The sequence below is a fragment of the Pseudomonas sp. TE4620 genome (assembly GCF_056279045.1).
In genome coordinates this window covers 3,986,887-4,004,456 of sequence record NZ_JBWBQO010000001.1, presented here as the reverse complement: position 1 = coordinate 4,004,456, position 17,570 = coordinate 3,986,887, and the positions used below count along the sequence as shown (strand labels likewise).

The following is a 17,570-nucleotide window of genomic DNA, read 5'->3' as shown; positions in this document are numbered from 1 at the left end:
GGCTGCAGTGGCACAGGTACAACTCACCGATGGCGTACTCAACTATCAACTCGAAGGCCCGGAACACCTGCCGGTGCTGGTGCTGTCCAATTCTCTGGGTACTGACCTGCACATGTGGGACACCCAGGTGCCGGCTTTGACTGCGCATTTTCGCGTGCTGCGCTACGACACCCGCGGCCATGGCGGTTCGCTGGTGACCCCGGGGCCGTACAGCATCGAACAACTGGGGCAGGATGTAGTGGCGTTGCTCGATGCCTTGCACATCGAACAGGCGCATTTCTGCGGTCTGTCGATGGGCGGGCTGATCGGCCAGTGGCTGGGGATCAACGCCGGCGAGCGGCTGAACCGCCTGATCGTGTGCAACACCGCGGCCAAGATCGGCGCGCCGGACACCTGGAACCCGCGCATCGAGCTGGTATTGCGTGATCGTCAAGACGCGATGGTGGGCTTGCGTGATGCCTCGATCGAGCGCTGGTTCACCAAAACCTATGCCGAGGGCAATCCCGACCAGGCCAAGCGGATTACCGATATGCTCGCCGCCACCTCGCCTGAAGGCTATGCGGCCAACTGCGGGGCGGTGCGCGATGCTGATTTTCGTGAGCAACTGGGCCAGATCGCGGTTCCGCTGCTGGTGATCTCCGGCAGCCACGACGCGGTGACGCCGCCGGCCGGTGGGCGTTTCATCCAGGAGAACGTGGCGGGCGCGCAGTACGCCGAATTCCACGCTGCGCACCTTTCCAACGTCGAAGTCGGTGCGCCGTTCAGCCGCCGGGTAATTGATTTTCTGCTGGGCCGAGAGGGCTGACCATGGACGAGAAACAACGTTATGACGCCGGCATGCAAGTGCGCCGCGCGGTGCTCGGCGATGCCCATGTCGACCGTAGCCTGAGCAACCTGAGCGAGTTCAACAGCGAGTTCCAGGAAATGATCACCCGCCACGCCTGGGGTGACATCTGGACCCGCCCGGGCCTGCCGCGGCATACCCGCAGCCTGATCACCATTGCCATGCTGATTGGCATGAACCGCAACGAGGAGCTGAAGTTGCACCTGCGCGCGGCGGCCAACAATGGCGTGACCCGTGAGGAGATCAAGGAAGTGCTGATGCAGAGCGCGATCTACTGCGGCATTCCGGCGGCCAATGCCACCTTCCACCTGGCCGAGTCGGTGTGGGATGAGTTGGGGGTTGAGTCCAGGGGCTGACCCTCAGGGCCTCATCGCGGGGCAAGCCCGCTCCAACAGGTTTGGTGTAAGAGCAGGGCTGCAAAGCAGCCCCGCTCAGACCGCTGCCTTCTTCTGCCGAACCGCCACCGGCCCGACATTCTCCTCGATGGCCTTCTTCAGCTCCGGGCGCAACCCCAGCAAGAACCCCAGCTCCACCACCACGAACAACGGCCCGATGATCAAGCCCATCAGATCATCGACAAACGCCGGCTTGCGGCCTTCATAGTGGTGGCCGACAAACTGGATCACCCAGCCGATCACGAACAACACCAGCCCGGCACTCAGCCAGACCAGGGTGCTTTGCACCGCCAGCGCCTGCCCGGCCCACAGGCACAAGCCCAGCAACAACGCCATCAGCAGGCCCAGGCGTTGGTCCAGGCGCAGGTAGAACCAGCCGGTAACCAGCGCCACCAGCAGTGCTGGCGACAGCCAGACGCCAGCTAGTTCGGTGCCCGGGCGTGACAGCAAAACCGTTACCGCCAGCACGATCAGCGGTATGCCGATGAAGTGGGTGGCGATGTTGCGCGGGTCGCGGTGGTAGGCGGCGTATTGACTCAGGTGTTCGACCAGGTTTTTCATTGTTGTTCCTCCTGTAGGTAACGTGAGCATGTCCTACAGATATCCACCTGTCTGTCGGCTAGCCGACAGAGTTCAGCTTCGAGGCGCTATGCGCGAAACCCTGCTGCAAGGTCACTGGTTCCAGGCATTGCCTCCCAGCTTTCAGGATAGCCTGCTGGCACTGGCCCGGCCGCGTCAGCTGGCGGCCGGGCAATACCTGTTCCAGCGCGGCGATGCGCCGTGCGGGCTGTATGCGGTGCTCGACGGGGCGATGCGCGTGGGCGCGGTGGCCACCGATGGCAAGGAGGCGCTGCTGACCCTGATCGAAGCGCCGCACTGGTTCGGCGAGATCAGCCTGTTCGACGGCCAGCCGCGCACCCACGACGCCCAGGCCGAAGGACTGACCCAGTTGCTGTGGATCCCCCAGGCGCCGCTGTTGAAGTTGCTCGATCAACAGCCCCGGCACTGGCGCGACGTGGCCTTGTTGATGAGCCATAAACTGCGCGTGGTGTTTGTTGCGCTGGAGCAGCAGAGCCTGCTGGCCGCCGCACCGAGGGTGGCCCACAGGCTGTTGCAGATCGCCGCCGGCTATGGCGAGTTGCTTGGCAGCCGGCGCGTGCTGCAACTGTCCCAGGAGCAACTGGCGCTGATGCTCTCGCTGTCGCGCCAGACCACCAACCAGATCCTCAAGTCGCTGCAGCAGGAAGGCGCCTTGCGCCTGGGCTATGGCGAGATCGAGATCCTCGACCCGGCACGCCTGCAGGCCCTGGCTAGTCCGGCTGGAACGGCGACTGACTGAGGATCACTCCGGTCTCCTCGACATACTTCTGCCATTCGCCCAGCAGCGCCTGCAGCTTCGCCGGTTGTACTGCGGCCAGGTCGTTGATTTCGCCCGGGTCGCTGGCCAGGTCGTACAACTGCCAGGTGGCCGGGCCGACCGGGCCGGGAATGTACAGCGCTTTCCAATGGCCCTGGCGAATGGCCCGGCGGCCGAACAGCTCCCAGCCGGTGACGGTGTTTTCGTCGTGCACTTGCTCGGTCTCGCCCGACAGGTAACCCAGCCAGGATTTACCGCGCAGCGGCGCTACCTCACGGCCGCGCCAGCGCTTGCCGGGGTGGCGCACGCCGGCAAGATCGAGCAGGGTCGGGGTGATGTCCATCACCGTGCTGAACTGCTGGCTGATCTGACCCTGGCGTGCCAATGCCGGGTAATGCACCAGCGCCGGTACGCGAATCCCGCCTTCGCTGGTAAAGGCCTTGTACAGCCGCGACGGTGCGGTGGCCGCCTGGGCCCAGTGCGGGCCATACCAAACATAGGAGTTGGCCCGGCCGATGTTGTCCAGGCTGTTGTCATAATGTTGGTCGAGGTAGCTGGCCAGTTGCGGGCCGAACTTGGGGAAGGCCTCGAGCAGCGCACCTTCGGCGCCGTTGTCGGACATGAACAGCACCAGGGTGTTGTCGAGCAGGCCCTGGTTGCGCAGGTAGTCGAGCACCCGGCCGATGTTCCAGTCCATGCGCTCGACCATCGCCGCGTACACCTCCATGGCCCGCGCCGAGCGCTGGCGTTGCTCGTCGCTGAGGCTGTACCAGTGGTTGTCGACCGGGTGGGCCTGGGTGTCGGCGGCGATCAGGCCGAGCGTGCGCAGTTTTTCCAGGCGCTCCTGGCGCAGCACTTCGGGGCCGGCGTCGTAGCGGCCCTGGTAGCGCGCCACCACTTCGGCCGGCGCCTGCAACGGCCAGTGCGGCGCCGAGAACGGCAGGTAGGCGAAGAACGGCCGGCTCTGGTCGCGCTCCTTCAGGTACTGCAGCAGCTTGTCGCCGAAGGCGTCGGAAGAATAGAAATCCTTGGGCAGTTCGTCGATGAAGGTCTGGTCTTCGATGTACAACGCCGGCGTTGATTTGAGCAGGCCCGGGGTGTGTTCGTCGTAGGTCGGTTCAAAGCCATAGTGGTTGGCCGCGCCCGGCAGCAGGGCGAAGGAGCGCTCGAAGCCGCGGGCCTGGGGCGCCAGCTCGGCGGTCAGGCCCAGGTGCCATTTGCCGCTCATCAGGGGCTGGTATCCGGCATCGCGCAGCAGCTCCGGCAAGGCCACCACGCGGTCGTTGAGGTAGCCTTCGTAGCCCGGCTTGCCGATCAGCTCCGGGGTCAGCGCCTCGGCCATGGTGCCGATGCCGGCGATATGGTGATCGGTGCCGGTGAGCAGCATCGAGCGGGTGGGCGAGCAGGTCGGCGCGGTATGAAAGTCGGTCAGGCGCAGGCCGGCAGTGGCCAGCGCGTCGAGGTTCGGCGTGGCGATTTCGCCGCCGAAGGCGCCGATATCGGAGAAACCCAGGTCGTCGGCAACGATGACCAGAAAGTTGGGGCGTTGGCTCATGGTCGGTTCTCAGTAGGCAAGGTAGGTCAAGGGCAGGTCGCGGATCTGTTCCTGCGCCGGTGGCAGGTAGCGCGCGTCGGCGGTCAGTTCGTGCAGCAGGTCTTCGCGCAGGCGGTGGAAGGCCAGGCTTGCGCGTTGGCGCGGGTGCGCCAGGTCGATCTCGACGATGCGCTTGATCCGCCCCGGGCGCGGCTCCAGCACCACCACGCGGTCGGCAAGAAACAGCGCTTCCTCGACATCGTGGGTCACCAGCAGGGTGGTGATGCGCGCGCGCTCGCGAATCGCCAGCAGCTCGTCCTGCATCTGCTGGCGGGTCAGCGCGTCGAGGGCGCCGAAGGGTTCATCGAGCAGAAGAATGCGCGGGCTGGCCACCAGGCCGCGGGCAATCGCCACGCGCTGGGCCATGCCACCGGACAGCTGGTGCGGGTAGGCCTGGCTGAAGTCCTCAAGGCCCACCAGGGCGATGTACTGGTTGATGCGTTGCTGGCGCTGCTCGTTGTTCAAGGGGTCGTTGACCAGGCCCAGGGCGATGTTTTGCGAAACGGTTAGCCAGGGGAACAGCCGGTGCTCCTGAAAGACGATGCCGCGTTCGCTGCCGATGCCATCGAGCGGCTTGCCATCGATCAGGATCTGCCCCTGGTAGTCGTTGTCCAGGCCGATCAGCAGGCGCAGCAGGGTGGATTTGCCGCAGCCGCTGGCGCCGACGATGGCGACGAATTCACCGTCGGCGATCTGCAGGTTGAAGTCGCGGATGGCTTCCAGCTCGCCGCCAGCAACGGCGAAGTGTTTGCCGACCTGATTGAAACTGACCAGGGCAGGGGCGATGGCGTTCATGCTCGTCTCCAGCGCGTGGCGCGCAATTCGAGGTGTTGTCCGAGGGCGCCCAGCAGGGCGCCGGTGAGGCCGACCAGGAGCATCCCGGCCATGATGATGTCCATGCGCAGCAGTTGCTGGGCGCCGATCATCAAGCTGCCGATACCGCCGCCCGAAGGCATGAAATACTCGGCGCCGATGGTGCCCAGCCAGGCGTAGATCAGGCTGATGCGCAGGCCGGCGAAAATCCCCGGCGCCGCGCCCGGCAGCACCAGCCGGCGCAAGCGCTGGGGCAGATCGAGGTGCAGTACGCGGGCGGCTTCCTCCAGCTGTGGCGAACGGCTGGCCACCGCCCGCTGGGTGGCAATGAACAGCGGGAAGAACGCCGCCAGGCCAACGAACACCCACTTGGCCAGTTCACCAAGGCCGAACCAGGCGGTCAGCAGCGGCACCCAGGCGAAGATTGCGATCTGCCGCAAGCCGGCCAGGCTGGGCCCGAGCAGGCGTTCGGCAGGCGTCGACAGCCCCAGCCACAGGCCCAGGGCGAAGCCCAGGCCACCGCCGAGCAGCAAACCGCCCAGTGCCCGGCCGACACTGATGGCCAGTGCGCCGCTGAGCGAGCCGTCAAGCAGGCCGTCCCAGGTGGTCTGCAAGACCTGCAGCGGGGCGACCAGGATCTGCGTGTCGACCCAGTCCAGCTGATTGGCCAGTTGCCACAGCACCAGCAGCGCCAACGGTAGCAGCAACGCCTGCAGGCGCTGGCCACCTTGCAAGCGCGACACCCGCAGCTCGGCGCTGGGCGGGTGCGGCCAGTGCACCAGGCGCCGGTCGAGCCAAGCCAAGCCACGGTCCATGACAAAACCCAGCAGGCCGATGACCAGGATGCAGACGAAGACGATATCGAGCATGAACAGCTGCCGGGCCCAGACCATCAGGTAGCCGATGCCTTCACTGGAGGCCAGCAGCTCTACCGCCAGCAATGAAGTCCAGCCTGTGGCCAGGGCCAGGCGCACGCCGGCGAGAAAGGCCGGCAGGGCCGCCGGAAAAATCAGCCGGCTGATCAACAGGTGCGGCGGCAGGCGCAGTACCGTCGCCGCTTCGCGCAGGCGTGGCTGGGCATCGCGCACGCCGACCAGGGTGTGCAGGGTCACCGGGACGATGATCGCCTTGACCAGCACCACCAGCTTGAGCACCTCGCCGATACCGAACAGCACCATGAACAGCGGCACCCAGGCCAGGGTCGGGATCTGCGCCAGGGCATTGAAGGTCGGCAGCACCAGGCGTTCGGCGCGACGGCTGAACCCCAGCCAGGCGCCGAGCAAGGCGCCGCTGGCAACCCCCAGCAGCAGGCCCAGGGCCAGGCGTTGCAGGCTGATCGCCAGGTGTGTCCACAGCTCGCCCTGGGCCAGTTCCAGGCCGCTCTGCCAGACCAGGCTCGGCGCTGGCAGTATCTGTTCGCTCATCCACTGGTTGCGACTGGCCAGCCACCACAGGGCGGCCAATGACAGCGGCAGATACCAGGCTTGCAGGCGGCGCAGGGGCAGGCCGCCGAACCGTCGCGTCCGGCCTGGGGGGCTTGCCAGTGGCAGGCTGGAAAGTGAAGCTCGGGCCATGGAAAACCTCCGCACATTGGCTATTTGCTTATTCTTAAATTGAATTATTCTGTGAGTTTCAATGCGTTTAGGTGATAAGAACCTGCATTTAAAGCCGCTGCCATAACCCGCAGCCAATGCATTCGAAGCATATTTTTCTTGTGTCTGATGCATGGCGCGCTGCAAGGCACGTGCTGCGGTATTTATGCTTACAGGTTATTAAAATGTAATTTATTAGTATTTATTTAATGGTTTGGGTTGTCGGTAGCGTGGGCGCACCATTACCAGGAGTCGCGTGCCATGAACCTGTCGATCAACCGTGTGTTTAACCTGTTTGCCGTTCCCGCCCTGGCCGCGGTGGTCGGCTGGCTGCCGCCGCTGGCCCTGGCTGGCGAGGTCAAGGAAATCCGCATTGCCGTGCCTGACCTGAGCGCCGGCACCCAGCATTCCGGTGGCGGTGTGACCGACGTGCTGCGCGACCAGCAACTGCTGGAAAAAGCCTTCGCCGCCGATGGCATCCACATTCAATGGAACTACTTCAAGGGCGCCGGCCCGGTGATCAACGAGGCCTTTGCCAACGGCCAGGTCGACTTCGCCTACCTTGGCGACCTGGCGGCGATCATCGGCAAGGCCAATGGCCTCGACACCCGCCTGCTGGCCGCCACCGGGCGCGGCATCAAGCACTACCTGGGGGTGGCGCCGGGCAGCAACATCAAGACCCTGCAAGACCTCAAGGGCAAGCGCGTGGCGGTGTTCCGCGGCACCGCCACCCAGCTGTCGTTCGACGCCGCCCTGGCCAGCCAGGGCCTGAGCGAGAAGGACCTGAAGGTCATCAACCTGGATTTCAACGCGGCGATTGCCGCCCTGGCCGCCAGGCAGATCGACGCCACTTGGGGCTCGACCGGCATCAGCGCCCTCAAGCAACGCGGCCTGGCCGAGCTGCCGTTGAATACCCGCGACCTGGGCGGCGCCGGCAATGTCCAGGCGGTGCTGGTGGGCTCCGGGCGCTTTGTCGACGAGCATCCCGAACTGGTGGAAAAACTGCTGGCCGCCCAGCAGCAGGCCGTGCACTGGCTGACCCAGGACGACAACAAGGACGCTTATATCCAGCTGGTTTCGGGGCTGGCCAGCTACCCGCCGGCGATCCTCCAGCAAGACTTGCAGGATGAGCAACTGAGCAAGATCTTCCCCTCGACCCTGGATGCCGACTTCCTGAGCAAATTGCAGGCGTCAGTGGACCTGGCCGCCGAGCAGCGGCTGATCCGCAAAGGGTTCAAGGTCGATCAGTGGCTGGCACCGCAGGCTATCCGGCCAGCACCTGCACCTCTGGCTGCCGATCGAGGCTGACCAGGGTTTCGATCATTGCCCGGGCGGCGGGCGAGAGGCGGTATCCGCTGCGGCTGACGATGCCGCAGCGGGCGTTGAGGCTATCAAGGTTGGCCGGCAGGTTGCGCCAGTGCAGGCGCACCAGGCGGCCGTGGTCGATGTCCTCGGCAAAGGCTTCTTCGGTGCCGATGCCAATGGCATCGGTACCCAGCACGATTTTCACCAGGGTCGGCAGGTGCTCGGTTTGCACCTGTGGGGCGAAGTCGGTCTTGCCGCTGAGGTTGGCCAGCAGCTTGCGCACCCCCGGCGGGATCAGGGTGGTGGCCAGCGGGTAGTCGAACATGTCGTTGGTCGACAGGCTGTCCTTGGCCAGCAGCGGGTGCCCCGGGCGGCAGAAGAACAGGCCGCGGCGCGGGCTCAGCGCTTGGGTCTGGAAGTTCGGGTCGGCCTCGAAGTGGCGGATATCGGCGACGAAGAATTCGATCTCTTCACGGTTTAGCGCGCGGCTGAGTTTTTCCCAGTTATCCACGTCGAAGCAGGTGCGCACCTTAGGGTGGGCGGCGAGAAAGCGCGCCACCGCCTGCGGCACCAGGTGCACTGCCGGCGCCGGGCCGCAGCCAAAGCGCAGCTCGCCGGCATCGAGCTTGGTCATCTGCTGCACCTCGCTGTTGAGCTGAGCCGCGCCTTGCACCAGGCGCAGGGCGTGTTGCAGCACCACCTGGCCTTCGGGGGTGGGGCGCAGGTCCTTGTTGCCGCGATCGATCAGCACGCAGCCAAACTCTTGTTCCAGCCCCTGGATACTGCGGCTGAAAGCCGGCTGGGTGATGCCCATGGCATCGGCGGCGCGGACAAAACTGCGGTGTTCGGTGAGGGCGATGAAGTAACGCAGTTGGCGAAGATCCATATGCTTTCCCGGCATTCCAAAAATACGGCGAAGGTATTTGCCGCCGCGCAGGCTCAGGTTTTAAATGCAATCTCTTATTCCGTCAATGAAGCATCTGCGTATTTGTTAGAGCTTATTTGCATATCAATAGAGCAGAGCTTTCATCGGCACTTAGCGCAACCTAGCCAGATGAGGGTCAAACCATGAGCAATGCCGCACGCGCCGTAGTACCTGTCACCCATACCCTGGAGATTCACCCGGTGGCCGGGCGCATCGGTGCCGAGATTCGTGGCGTCCAGTTGAGCGCCGACCTTGAACCGGCCGTGATCGAGGCCATCCAGGCTGCGCTGGTGCAGTACAAGGTGGTGTTCTTCCGCGCCCAGACCCACCTTGATGACCAGGGGCAGGAGGCCTTCGCGCACCTGCTCGGCGAGCCGATCGCCCACCCGACCGTGCCGGTGCGCGAAGGCACCCGCTACCTGTTTGAGCTTGATGGTGGCGAAGGGCGCCGGGCCAATTCCTGGCACACCGACGTGACTTTCGTCGATGCCTACCCCAAGGCGTCGATCCTGCGCTCGGTGGTGGCACCTGAATCCGGCGGCGATACCGTCTGGGCTAACACCGCCACGGCTTACCAGGACCTTTCCGCTGAGCTGCAGGCCTTGGCGGACCAGCTCTGGGCGGTGCACAGCAACGAGTACGACTACGCCGCCGCCAAACCCAACGTGAGCCTTGAGCAGCTGGAAAACTACCGCAAGGTCTTCACCTCGACGGTGTACGAAACCGAGCATCCAGTAGTGCGCGTGCACCCGGTCAGCGGCGAGAAAAACCTGCTGCTGGGGCACTTCGTCAAACGCATCAAGGGCTACTCGCAGAGCGACTCGGCGCACTTGTTCAACCTGCTGCAAAGCCATGTCACCCGGTTGGAAAACACCGTACGCTGGCGCTGGCAGGCCGGTGACGTAGCGATCTGGGACAACCGCGCGACCCAGCATTACGCAGTGGACGACTATGGCACCCAGGGCCGGGTGGTGCGCCGGGTGACTTTGCAGGGCGATGTGCCGGTGGGGATTGCCGGGCAGCGCAGCCGCACGACTCGCGGGGCTTGAAGCCATCGCGGGTCAAGTCGAGTCGTCGCACCGCCGCTCCCACAGGTGTCCCAAATACCTGTGGGAACTGGCGTAGCAGCAGATTCAGAGAATACCGATCGGATAACTGATGATCAGCCGGTTCTCGTCAAAGGCGTTGGTGCTGTAGTCCCGGCGCATGGTCGAGTTGCGCCATTTCAGCGACAGGCTCTTCAAGGTCCCGGACTGGATTACATAAGCCAGCTCCGATTCCCGCGCCCATTCCTTGCCATCGGTGATGGCGCCGGTATGCACGTTGTCGCCGCTGATGTAGCGGTTCATCAGGGTCAGCCCGGGCACGCCGAGGGCGGCGAAGTTGTAGTCGTGACGCAACTGCCAGGAGCGCTCCTGGGCGTTGTCGAAGCTTGAGTTGTAGCTGTCGTTGGCCAGGGTGCCACCACTGGTGCCATTTACCCGCATCCAGGCATCGTCGCCGCTGACTTTCTGCAGGCCGACATAGAAGGTACTGGCGCCGTACTTGGCCGAGAGCATTGCCGAGGCAGTGCGGTTGTCCAGTTTGCCTGCGCGTTCGGCGCCGTCTTCCTTGCCGATGAAGTAGCCGAGGTTGGCGCCCAGGGTCCAGTCGCCCAGCGGCTGGCTGTGCACCAGGTTGAGGTACTGCTGGTTGTAGATGTCCTTGAGCTCGGCGTTCCACAAACCGATCATCGTGCGCTTGTCGTTGAAGCTGTATTCGCCACCGGCAAAGTTGAAACGGTCGGAGGTGAAGGCCGCGCGGCCGTTCATCGACATGTCTTCCATGCTCGCATCGTTACGCGGGCTGTTGCCGCGAAACTGCCCGGCATACAGGGTCAGGCCGGCGATTTCCTGCGAGGTGAGCTGGCCGCCACGGAAGGTCTGCGGCAGCGAGCGGCCGTCGTCGGAGCGCAGGATCGGCAGCACCGGCATCCATTCGCCAACCTTAAGCTCAGTGTTGGAGATCTTCGCCTTCAGCGCCACCCCCAGGCGGCCGAAGTCGTCGGCCGGGCGGCCATCATCGTGCACCGGCAGCAGGTGGGTACCCGCTGTGCCCTTGCCGCCATCGAGCTTGACCGAGTACAGGCCCAATACATCCACGCCAAAACCGACCAGGCCCTGAGTAAAGCCGGAGCGGGCGTCGAGGATGAAACTCTGGGTCCATTCCTCGCCCTTGCCCTGGGGGTTGGCCGGGTCGACGAAGTTGCGGTTGATGTAAAAGTTGCGCAGGTTGAGGCTGGCCTTGGCGTCCTCGACAAAGCCGCCTTCGGCCGCGAGGGCGGGCAGGGCGCAAGTCATGGCCAGCAAGCCGGGAAGCAGGTGTCGTGCGGGTGTGGTCATCGTCAGTTGTCTCTTGTTTTTATGTAAGCCGAAGCCATCCGCTGCGACGCTTGGAGGTCACAGGCCGGGCTACGATCTTTGGGAATACGCTTTGGAAAAGCTGCGAAGCGATGGTGCGGCGGCGGGCGGGGATGAATCAATTCGTTACGGGCGGAATTGGGCGATAATCGAACGGTAACTGTTTGGTTAATTCCTTGGCCCGGGGTTACAAAAGGCTCTTCATGCAATCCTGAGATCTATGATTTTTGTGGTTGGGTTTGCAAGCTTATCCATTTGATGTGGCGCGGCTGCCGGCCCCTTCCGCCCTTACGGCGGCCTACTTCTTCCCAAGAGAAAAGTAGGCCGCCGTAAGGGCGGAAGGGGCCGGCAGCAGCGCCACAACGAATGGATAAGCTCGCAAACCCACATCTAAACCCTACACCCGGAACTCCCCAAATAACCATAATAAAAAGCCCACCGCCAAGGGTGGGCTCTTCTACAGCACAGGGACTCAGCCTTTCGGCGTCTGGACCGCTGCCTGCTGCTGCGCCTGACCGGTCTGCTCGTACCAGCCGCCACCGAGGGCCTTGTACAGGTTGACCTCGCTGACCAGCTGCGACAGGCGATCGCTGATCAACGACTGCTGGGTGTTGAACAGCTGACGCTGGGCGTCGAGGAAGGTCAGGTTGCTGTCGATACCGATGCGGTAGCGACGCTCGGCCAGGCGGTAGTAGTCCTGGTTGGCGGCAACCAGATCACGCTGGGCCTGCAACTGCTGGTTGAAGGTCTGGCGCGCGGCGAGGCCATCGGAGACTTCCTGGAAGGCGGTCTGGATGGTTTTCTCGTATTTCGCGACGTTGATGTCCTTCTGGATCTTCGAGTAGTCGAGGCTGGCGCGCAGGGCACCGGCGTTGAAGATCGGCAGGTTGATCTGCGGCTGGAACAGCCAGGTGCCCGAACCACCCTTGAACAGGCCGCCCATGTCCGGGCTCAGGGTGCCGGCATTGGCGGTCAGGCTGATGCTCGGGAAGAACGCTGCGCGGGCGGCGCCAATGTTGGCATTGGCGGCCTTGAGCAGGTGTTCGGCTTCCTGGATGTCTGGCCGGCGTTGCAGCAGGTCGGACGGCAGGCCCGCCGGCACTTCGGCCAGCAGGTCGCTGTCGAGCTTCTGCGCGGTCGGCAGGTTGGCCGGCACGCCGGTGCCGAGCAGCACGGTCAGGCTGTTGAGGTCCTGAGCAACCTGGCGCTGGAACTGCGCCAGCTTGACCCGCGCGCCCTCAACCGAGGTGCGTGCCTGGCTCAGGTCCAGAGCCGAGGCCACCCCCACTTCATTGCTACGCGCGGTCAGCTGATAGCTTTCCTCGTAGGTCTTGAGGGTGTCTTCGGTCAGCTTGAGCAGTGCCTGGTCGGCCTGCCAGGTGAAGTAGGCGTTGGCCACACTGGCCACCAGGCTGATCTGCGTCGAGCGCCGGGCTTCTTCGCTGGACAGGTAGTTCTCCAGCTGTTGTTCGGTCAGGCTGCGCACCCGGCCGAACAGGTCCAGCTCATAGGCGCTGACCCCGAGGGTCGCCGAGTACTGGCTGGTGATGCCCGATTCGCCGGTTTGCGACATGTTCGCCGGCATCCGCTGGCGGCTGCCGCTGCCATTGGCCGAAACCGCCGGGAACAGGTCGGCACGCTGGATGCGGTATTGCGCACGGTAGGCATCGATGTTCAGCGCCGCGACCTTGAGGTCGCGGTTGTTGACCAGCGCGGTCTGGATCAATTGCTGCAGCGCCGGGTCATGGAAGAACTGACGCCAGCCCTGTTCGGCGGCGGCCACCTCGGCCGACTCGGTCGGCGAGTAGGCAGGGCCTTGCGGCCACTGCGCGGCCACCGGCGATTCCGGGGTCTGGTAGTCAGGGATCAGCGAGCAGCCGCCAAGAATGAAAGCGGTTACTGCCAGGGACAACAGGGACTTACTCATTGCCCGGCCTCATAGCGTGGAGTTTCAGGGGTGGCGTCCTCTTCGGGCTTCTTGCTACCGAACAGCGACGACACACTTACGAAGAACAATGGCACCCAGAAGATCGCCAGTACCGTGGCGGTGATCATGCCGCCGATCACCCCGGTACCGATCGCATGCTGGCTACCCGAGCCTGCACCGCTGGAAATGGCCAACGGTACCACGCCGAGGATGAACGCCAGCGAGGTCATGATGATCGGCCGCAGACGCATCCGGCAGGCTTCGATGGCCGCGTCGATCAGGCTGCGGCCCTGCTCGTGCAGCTCTTTGGCGAATTCGACGATCAGGATCGCGTTCTTCGCCGCCAGGCCGATGGTGGTCAACAGACCCACCTGGAAATACACGTCGTTGGACAACCCGCGCAGGCTGGTGGCCAGCAGCGCACCGATGATCCCCAGCGGTACCACGAGCATGACCGCGATCGGGATCGACCAGCTTTCATACAGCGCTGCCAGACAGAGGAACACCATCAGCAGCGACAGGGCGTACAGCGCTGGCGCCTGGGAGCCGGACAGCCGCTCCTCGTACGACAGGCCCGTCCATGAGTAACCGATACCCGCCGGCAGTTGCGCGGCCAGGCGCTCGACCTCAAGCATGGCTTCACCGGTACTGTAGCCAGGGGCTGGTGCACCGAGGATTTCCATGGCTTCGACACCGTTGTAACGCGACAGCTTCGGTGCACCGTAGATCCACTCGCCCTTGGCGAAGGAGGAGAACGGCACCATCTCGCCGGCGGCGTTGCGCACGAACCACTTCTGCAGGTCTTCCGGGCTCATCCGTGCACCGGCTTCACCCTGGATGTAGACCTTCTTGACCCGGCCGCGGTCGATGAAGTCGTTGACGTAGCTGGCACCCAGGGCAATCGACAGGGTGTTGTTGATGTCGGCGATGGTCACGCCCAGGGCACTGGCGCGCTCGTCGTCGACGGTCAGCTGGTACTGCGGTTCATCGTTCAGGCCGTTCGGGCGCACTGCCGAGAGGATCTTGCTTTGCGCAGCCATGCCGAGGAACTGGTTACGCGCTTGCATCAGTTTTTCGTGGCCGACACCGGCACGGTCTTGCAGGAACACGTCGAAACCGGTGGCGTTACCCAGCTCCAGTACCGCAGGCGGGGCAAAGGCGAACACCATCGCGTCGCGGAAGCTGAAGAAGTGCTGCTGGGCACGGTTGGCCAGGTTGAACACGTTGTTCTCGGCCGAACGTTCGCCCCATGGCTTGAGCATGATGAAGGCCATGCCCGAGCTCTGGCCGCGACCGGCGAAGTTGAAGCCGTTGACGGTGAACACCGAGGCAACGGTATCGGCTTCCTTGTCGAGCAGGTAGCTGCGCATCTCGTCGATCACCACCTGGGTGCGCTCGGCGCTGGAACCGGCCGGGGTCTGCACCTGGGCAAACAGTACGCCCTGGTCTTCTTCAGGCAGGAACGCCGTCGGAATGCGGGTGAACAGCCAGATCATGCCGACCACGATCAACAGGTAGGCCAGCAGGTACGGGGCCTTGTGCCGCAGCATGTTGCCGACGCCGCGCTCGTAGCTGCGCACGCTGCGGTCGAAGTTGCGGTTGAACCAGCCGAAGAAGCCGCGCTTGGCAACGTGGTGCTCGCCCTTGGCAATCGGCTTGAGCATGGTCGCGCACAGTGCCGGGGTGAAGATCAGTGCCACCAGTACCGACAGGGCCATGGCCGAGACGATAGTGATGGAGAACTGTTTATAAATCACACCGGTGGAGCCGCCGAAGAAGGCCATGGGCAGCAGTACCGCCGACAGCACCAGGGCGATACCGACCAGGGCGCCCTGGATCTGGCCCATGGACTTCTTGGTCGCTTCCTTGGGTGACAGCCCTTCTTCGGACATTACCCGCTCGACGTTCTCCACCACGACGATGGCATCGTCCACCAGCAAGCCGATGGCCAGTACCATGCCGAACATGGTCAGGGTGTTGATGCTGAAATCGAACGCCGCAAGAATCCCGAACGTACCCAGCAATACCACCGGTACGGTCATGGTGGTGATGATGGTGGCGCGGAAGTTCTGCAGGAACAGGTACATCACCAGGAACACCAGCACGATCGCTTCGATCAGGGTGTGGATTACCCCGCTGATCGACTCGGTCACCACTGGCGTGGTGTCATACGGGAACACCGCCTTCATGCCTTCCGGGAAGAACGGTTCCAGGTCGGTGATGGTCTGGCGCAGGGCCTTGGCGGTATCCAGGGCGTTGGCGCCGGTGGCCAGTTTCACCGCAAGGCCAGAGGCCGGCTTGCCGTTGAACTGGGCGCTGATTGCGTAGTTTTCACCACCCAGGCCGACCTCGGCGACATCGCTCAGGCGCACCTGGGAGCCGTCACGGTTGACCTTGAGCAGGATCTTCTCGAACTGCTCGGCGGTCTGCAGGCGGGTCTTGCCGATGATCGTGGCGTTCAGCTGGGTACCCGGCAGGGCAGGCAGGCCGCCGAGCTGGCCGGAGGACACCTGGACGTTCTGCGCGGCCACGGCGGTACGCACATCGACCGGAGTCAGCTGATACTTGTTCAGCTTGGCCGGATCGAGCCAGATGCGCATGGCGTACTGCGCACCGAATACCTGGAAGTCACCGACACCGGCAGTGCGCGAGATCGGGTCCTGCATGTTGGAGACGATGTAGTTGGCCAGGTCGTCCTTGGACATGCTGCCGTCTTCGGACACCAGGCCGATCACCAGCAGGAAGTTCTTCACCGCCTTGGTCACGCGGATACCCTGTTGCTGCACTTCTTGCGGCAGCAGCGGGGTGGCCAGGTTGAGCTTGTTCTGCACCTGGACCTGCGCGGTATCGGGGTTGGTACCCTGCTCGAAGGTCGCGGTAATGGTCATGCTGCCGTCGGAGTTACTTTCCGACGACACATAACGCAGGTTGTCGATACCGTTGAGCTGCTGCTCGATCACCTGCACCACGGTGTCCTGCACGGTCTGCGCCGAAGCGCCCGGGTAGGTCACGGCGATGGCGATGGCCGGCGGCGCGATGCTCGGGTACTGGTTGATCGGCAACTTGAGGATCGACAAGGCGCCGACCAGCATGATCACCAAGGCGATCACCCAGGCAAAGATCGGGCGATCGATAAAGAATCTCGACATGGTTTACTCCCCTTTGGCCCCTGCAGTCGTTGCATTGGCCTGGGTTGGCTGGGCAGGCTTGACGTTGGTGGCTTCGCTGACCTTGACCTCGACGCCCGGCTTGACGAACTGCAGGCCTTCGGTGATCAGGCGGTCGCCCGGGTTCAGGCCTTCCTCGATCAGCCAGTCGCTACCGACGGTACGGCTGGCCTTGAGCTGACGCAGCTCGACCTTGTTGTCCTTGTTGACGATCAACGCGGTCGGCTGGCCCTTGAGGTCGCGGGTCACGCCTTGCTGTGGCGCGAGGATGGCGGCGCTGTTGACCCCGGCAGCCAGGCGCGCATGCACGAACATGCCCGGCAGCAGGTTGTGCTCGGGGTTGGGGAACACGGCGCGCAGGGTCACGGAGCCGGTGGTCTGGTCAACCGAGACTTCGGAGAACTCCAGGCGACCTTCCTTGGCGTAGGTGCTGCCGTCTTCCAGGGTCAGGGTGACCTTGGCGGCGTTGTCGCCGACCTTCTGCAACTGGCCGCTTTCCAGCTCGCGGCGCAGTTTGAGCAGCTCGGCCGAGGACTGGGTGACGTCGACATAGATCGGGTCGAGCTGCTGGATAACGGCCATGGCTTCGGCCTGGCCGTTGTTGACCAGCGCGCCTTCGGTTACCGAAGAGCGGCCGATACGGCCGCTGATAGGCGCCAGGACCTTGGTGTAGCGCAGGTCGATCTGGGCACTGCGCAGCGAGGCTTCAGCCTGCAAACGTTTGGCTTGGGCGTCGTCGTATTCCTGGCGGCTGACAGCCTGTTCGTTGACCAGCTGCTTGTAACGCTCGGACAGCGAACGGGTCGATTGCAGGTTGGCCTGGGCGCTGTTCAGGGTCGCCTCGTACACCGACGGGTCGATCTGGTACAGCTGCTGGCCGTCTTTGACCTCGCTGCCTTCCTTGAACAGACGTTTGAGAATGATGCCGTTGACCTGTGGGCGAACCTCGGCGATGCGGTACGCAGTGGTACGGCCGGGGAGGTCGGATGTCAGGGTATAGGCCTGGGTTTGCAGGGTTACGACGCCGACCTGAGGAGCTTGCGCCGCAGGCGCCGCCTCTTCCTTTTTACAGCCGCTGAGCAGTGTTGCCAGGGCGACGGCGGAAACCAGAGCGGTAACAGCTGGCTTGAATTGCATGAAGATCCTCGGGTCGCAAGAGCTGAAGACGCTCAAGAATAATGGAAAGGGTGCGCTATAAAAAATGCTGTCGAGTGGATAAATAGCTTGCTAAGGAATATACTTACATTCATGG

At 63.7% G+C, this 17,570-nt stretch carries 14 protein-coding genes; 5 read left to right on the top strand and 9 right to left on the bottom strand.

Annotated features, from left to right (window positions below; translation table 11 throughout):
- Positions 1–7 precede the first annotated feature (7 nt).
- Positions 8–805, top strand: a complete 798-nt coding sequence (pcaD, locus tag ACZ9A3_RS18480; RefSeq protein ID WP_476252986.1) for a 3-oxoadipate enol-lactonase — start codon at positions 8–10, stop codon at positions 803–805.
- A 2-nt stretch (positions 806–807) separates the two neighbouring features.
- A complete protein-coding gene (pcaC, locus tag ACZ9A3_RS18475; RefSeq protein WP_045197482.1) occupies positions 808–1,200 on the top strand; it encodes a 4-carboxymuconolactone decarboxylase in 393 nt (130 codons plus the stop codon).
- Positions 1,201–1,275: 75 nt separating this feature from the next.
- Here the strand turns inward: pcaC and ACZ9A3_RS18470 are convergent, their stop codons facing one another.
- A complete protein-coding gene (locus ACZ9A3_RS18470) occupies positions 1,276–1,800 on the bottom strand; it encodes an Mpo1 family 2-hydroxy fatty acid dioxygenase (protein ID WP_045197484.1) in 525 nt (174 codons plus the stop codon).
- A gap of 88 nt (positions 1,801–1,888) precedes the next feature.
- On the opposite strand from ACZ9A3_RS18470, the gene ACZ9A3_RS18465 reads away from it, so the two are divergent.
- A complete protein-coding gene (locus tag ACZ9A3_RS18465; RefSeq protein WP_045197486.1) occupies positions 1,889–2,578 on the top strand; it encodes a Crp/Fnr family transcriptional regulator in 690 nt (229 codons plus the stop codon).
- Here ACZ9A3_RS18465 and ACZ9A3_RS18460 read toward each other — a convergent pair.
- The 3 genes from ACZ9A3_RS18460 to ACZ9A3_RS18450 are packed head-to-tail and all read right to left on the bottom strand — an operon-like array spanning position 2,550 to position 6,577.
- Positions 2,550–4,151: an arylsulfatase gene (locus ACZ9A3_RS18460; RefSeq protein ID WP_476252985.1), complete on the bottom strand. Its 1,602-nt coding sequence runs from the start codon at positions 4,149–4,151 to the stop codon at positions 2,550–2,552. The genes ACZ9A3_RS18465 and ACZ9A3_RS18460 overlap by 29 nt on opposite strands.
- A 9-nt stretch (positions 4,152–4,160) precedes the next feature.
- Entirely contained in the window at positions 4,161–4,985 is an 825-nt protein-coding gene (locus ACZ9A3_RS18455; RefSeq protein WP_045197491.1) for an ABC transporter ATP-binding protein, read from the bottom strand.
- Entirely contained in the window at positions 4,982–6,577 is a 1,596-nt protein-coding gene (locus ACZ9A3_RS18450; RefSeq protein ID WP_213603365.1) for an ABC transporter permease, read from the bottom strand. The genes ACZ9A3_RS18455 and ACZ9A3_RS18450 overlap by 4 nt, the downstream gene beginning before the upstream one ends.
- A 279-nt stretch (positions 6,578–6,856) precedes the next feature.
- On the opposite strand from ACZ9A3_RS18450, the gene ACZ9A3_RS18445 reads away from it, so the two are divergent.
- Positions 6,857–7,903 carry an ABC transporter substrate-binding protein gene (locus ACZ9A3_RS18445; RefSeq protein WP_093379938.1) on the top strand — a complete coding sequence of 349 codons (1,047 nt, stop codon included), beginning with the start codon at positions 6,857–6,859 and terminating at the stop codon, positions 7,901–7,903.
- Here ACZ9A3_RS18445 and ACZ9A3_RS18440 read toward each other — a convergent pair.
- The gene (locus ACZ9A3_RS18440) at positions 7,860–8,786 is read right to left on the bottom strand and encodes a LysR family transcriptional regulator (protein WP_093379941.1); all 927 of its coding nucleotides are present in this window, start codon (positions 8,784–8,786) and stop codon (positions 7,860–7,862) included. The genes ACZ9A3_RS18445 and ACZ9A3_RS18440 overlap by 44 nt on opposite strands.
- A gap of 182 nt (positions 8,787–8,968) precedes the next feature.
- On the opposite strand from ACZ9A3_RS18440, the gene ACZ9A3_RS18435 reads away from it, so the two are divergent.
- Positions 8,969–9,874 carry a TauD/TfdA dioxygenase family protein gene (locus tag ACZ9A3_RS18435; RefSeq protein ID WP_476252984.1) on the top strand — a complete coding sequence of 302 codons (906 nt, stop codon included), beginning with the start codon at positions 8,969–8,971 and terminating at the stop codon, positions 9,872–9,874.
- An 84-nt stretch (positions 9,875–9,958) separates the two neighbouring features.
- Here ACZ9A3_RS18435 and ACZ9A3_RS18430 read toward each other — a convergent pair whose 3' ends face one another.
- From ACZ9A3_RS18430 to ACZ9A3_RS18415, 4 genes are all read right to left on the bottom strand, one after another.
- Positions 9,959–11,206, bottom strand: coding sequence for an OprD family porin (locus ACZ9A3_RS18430; protein WP_371128636.1), 1,248 nt, complete (start codon positions 11,204–11,206; stop codon positions 9,959–9,961).
- A 490-nt stretch (positions 11,207–11,696) separates the two neighbouring features.
- Entirely contained in the window at positions 11,697–13,151 is a 1,455-nt protein-coding gene (locus ACZ9A3_RS18425) for an AdeC/AdeK/OprM family multidrug efflux complex outer membrane factor (RefSeq protein WP_045197503.1), read from the bottom strand.
- Positions 13,148–16,300: an efflux RND transporter permease subunit gene (locus ACZ9A3_RS18420; protein WP_093379949.1), complete on the bottom strand. Its 3,153-nt coding sequence runs from the start codon at positions 16,298–16,300 to the stop codon at positions 13,148–13,150. The genes ACZ9A3_RS18425 and ACZ9A3_RS18420 overlap by 4 nt, the downstream gene beginning before the upstream one ends.
- Before the next feature lie 3 nt (positions 16,301–16,303).
- Positions 16,304–17,455, bottom strand: coding sequence for an efflux RND transporter periplasmic adaptor subunit (locus tag ACZ9A3_RS18415; protein WP_093379951.1), 1,152 nt, complete (start codon positions 17,453–17,455; stop codon positions 16,304–16,306).
- Positions 17,456–17,570 lie beyond the last annotated feature (115 nt).

Excerpts from the sequence above, each read along its gene's own strand:
- ACZ9A3_RS18460 (WP_476252985.1), bottom strand. The coding sequence starts at position 4,151 with ATGAGCCAACGCCCCAACTTTCTGGTCATCGTTGCCGACGACCTGGGT.
- ACZ9A3_RS18445 (WP_093379938.1), top strand. The coding sequence starts at position 6,857 with ATGAACCTGTCGATCAACCGTGTGTTTAACCTGTTTGCCGTTCCCGCC.
- ACZ9A3_RS18420 (WP_093379949.1), bottom strand. The coding sequence starts at position 16,300 with ATGTCGAGATTCTTTATCGATCGCCCGATCTTTGCCTGGGTGATCGCC.
- ACZ9A3_RS18455 (WP_045197491.1), bottom strand. The coding sequence starts at position 4,985 with ATGAACGCCATCGCCCCTGCCCTGGTCAGTTTCAATCAGGTCGGCAAA.
- ACZ9A3_RS18430 (WP_371128636.1), bottom strand. The coding sequence starts at position 11,206 with ATGACCACACCCGCACGACACCTGCTTCCCGGCTTGCTGGCCATGACT.
- ACZ9A3_RS18465 (WP_045197486.1), top strand. The coding sequence starts at position 1,889 with ATGCGCGAAACCCTGCTGCAAGGTCACTGGTTCCAGGCATTGCCTCCC.
- ACZ9A3_RS18415 (WP_093379951.1), bottom strand. The coding sequence starts at position 17,455 with ATGCAATTCAAGCCAGCTGTTACCGCTCTGGTTTCCGCCGTCGCCCTG.
- ACZ9A3_RS18450 (WP_213603365.1), bottom strand. The coding sequence starts at position 6,577 with ATGGCCCGAGCTTCACTTTCCAGCCTGCCACTGGCAAGCCCCCCAGGC.
- ACZ9A3_RS18470 (WP_045197484.1), bottom strand. The coding sequence starts at position 1,800 with ATGAAAAACCTGGTCGAACACCTGAGTCAATACGCCGCCTACCACCGC.
- pcaC (WP_045197482.1), top strand. The coding sequence starts at position 808 with ATGGACGAGAAACAACGTTATGACGCCGGCATGCAAGTGCGCCGCGCG.
- ACZ9A3_RS18440 (WP_093379941.1), bottom strand. The coding sequence starts at position 8,786 with ATGGATCTTCGCCAACTGCGTTACTTCATCGCCCTCACCGAACACCGC.
- ACZ9A3_RS18425 (WP_045197503.1), bottom strand. The coding sequence starts at position 13,151 with ATGAGTAAGTCCCTGTTGTCCCTGGCAGTAACCGCTTTCATTCTTGGC.
- ACZ9A3_RS18435 (WP_476252984.1), top strand. The coding sequence starts at position 8,969 with ATGAGCAATGCCGCACGCGCCGTAGTACCTGTCACCCATACCCTGGAG.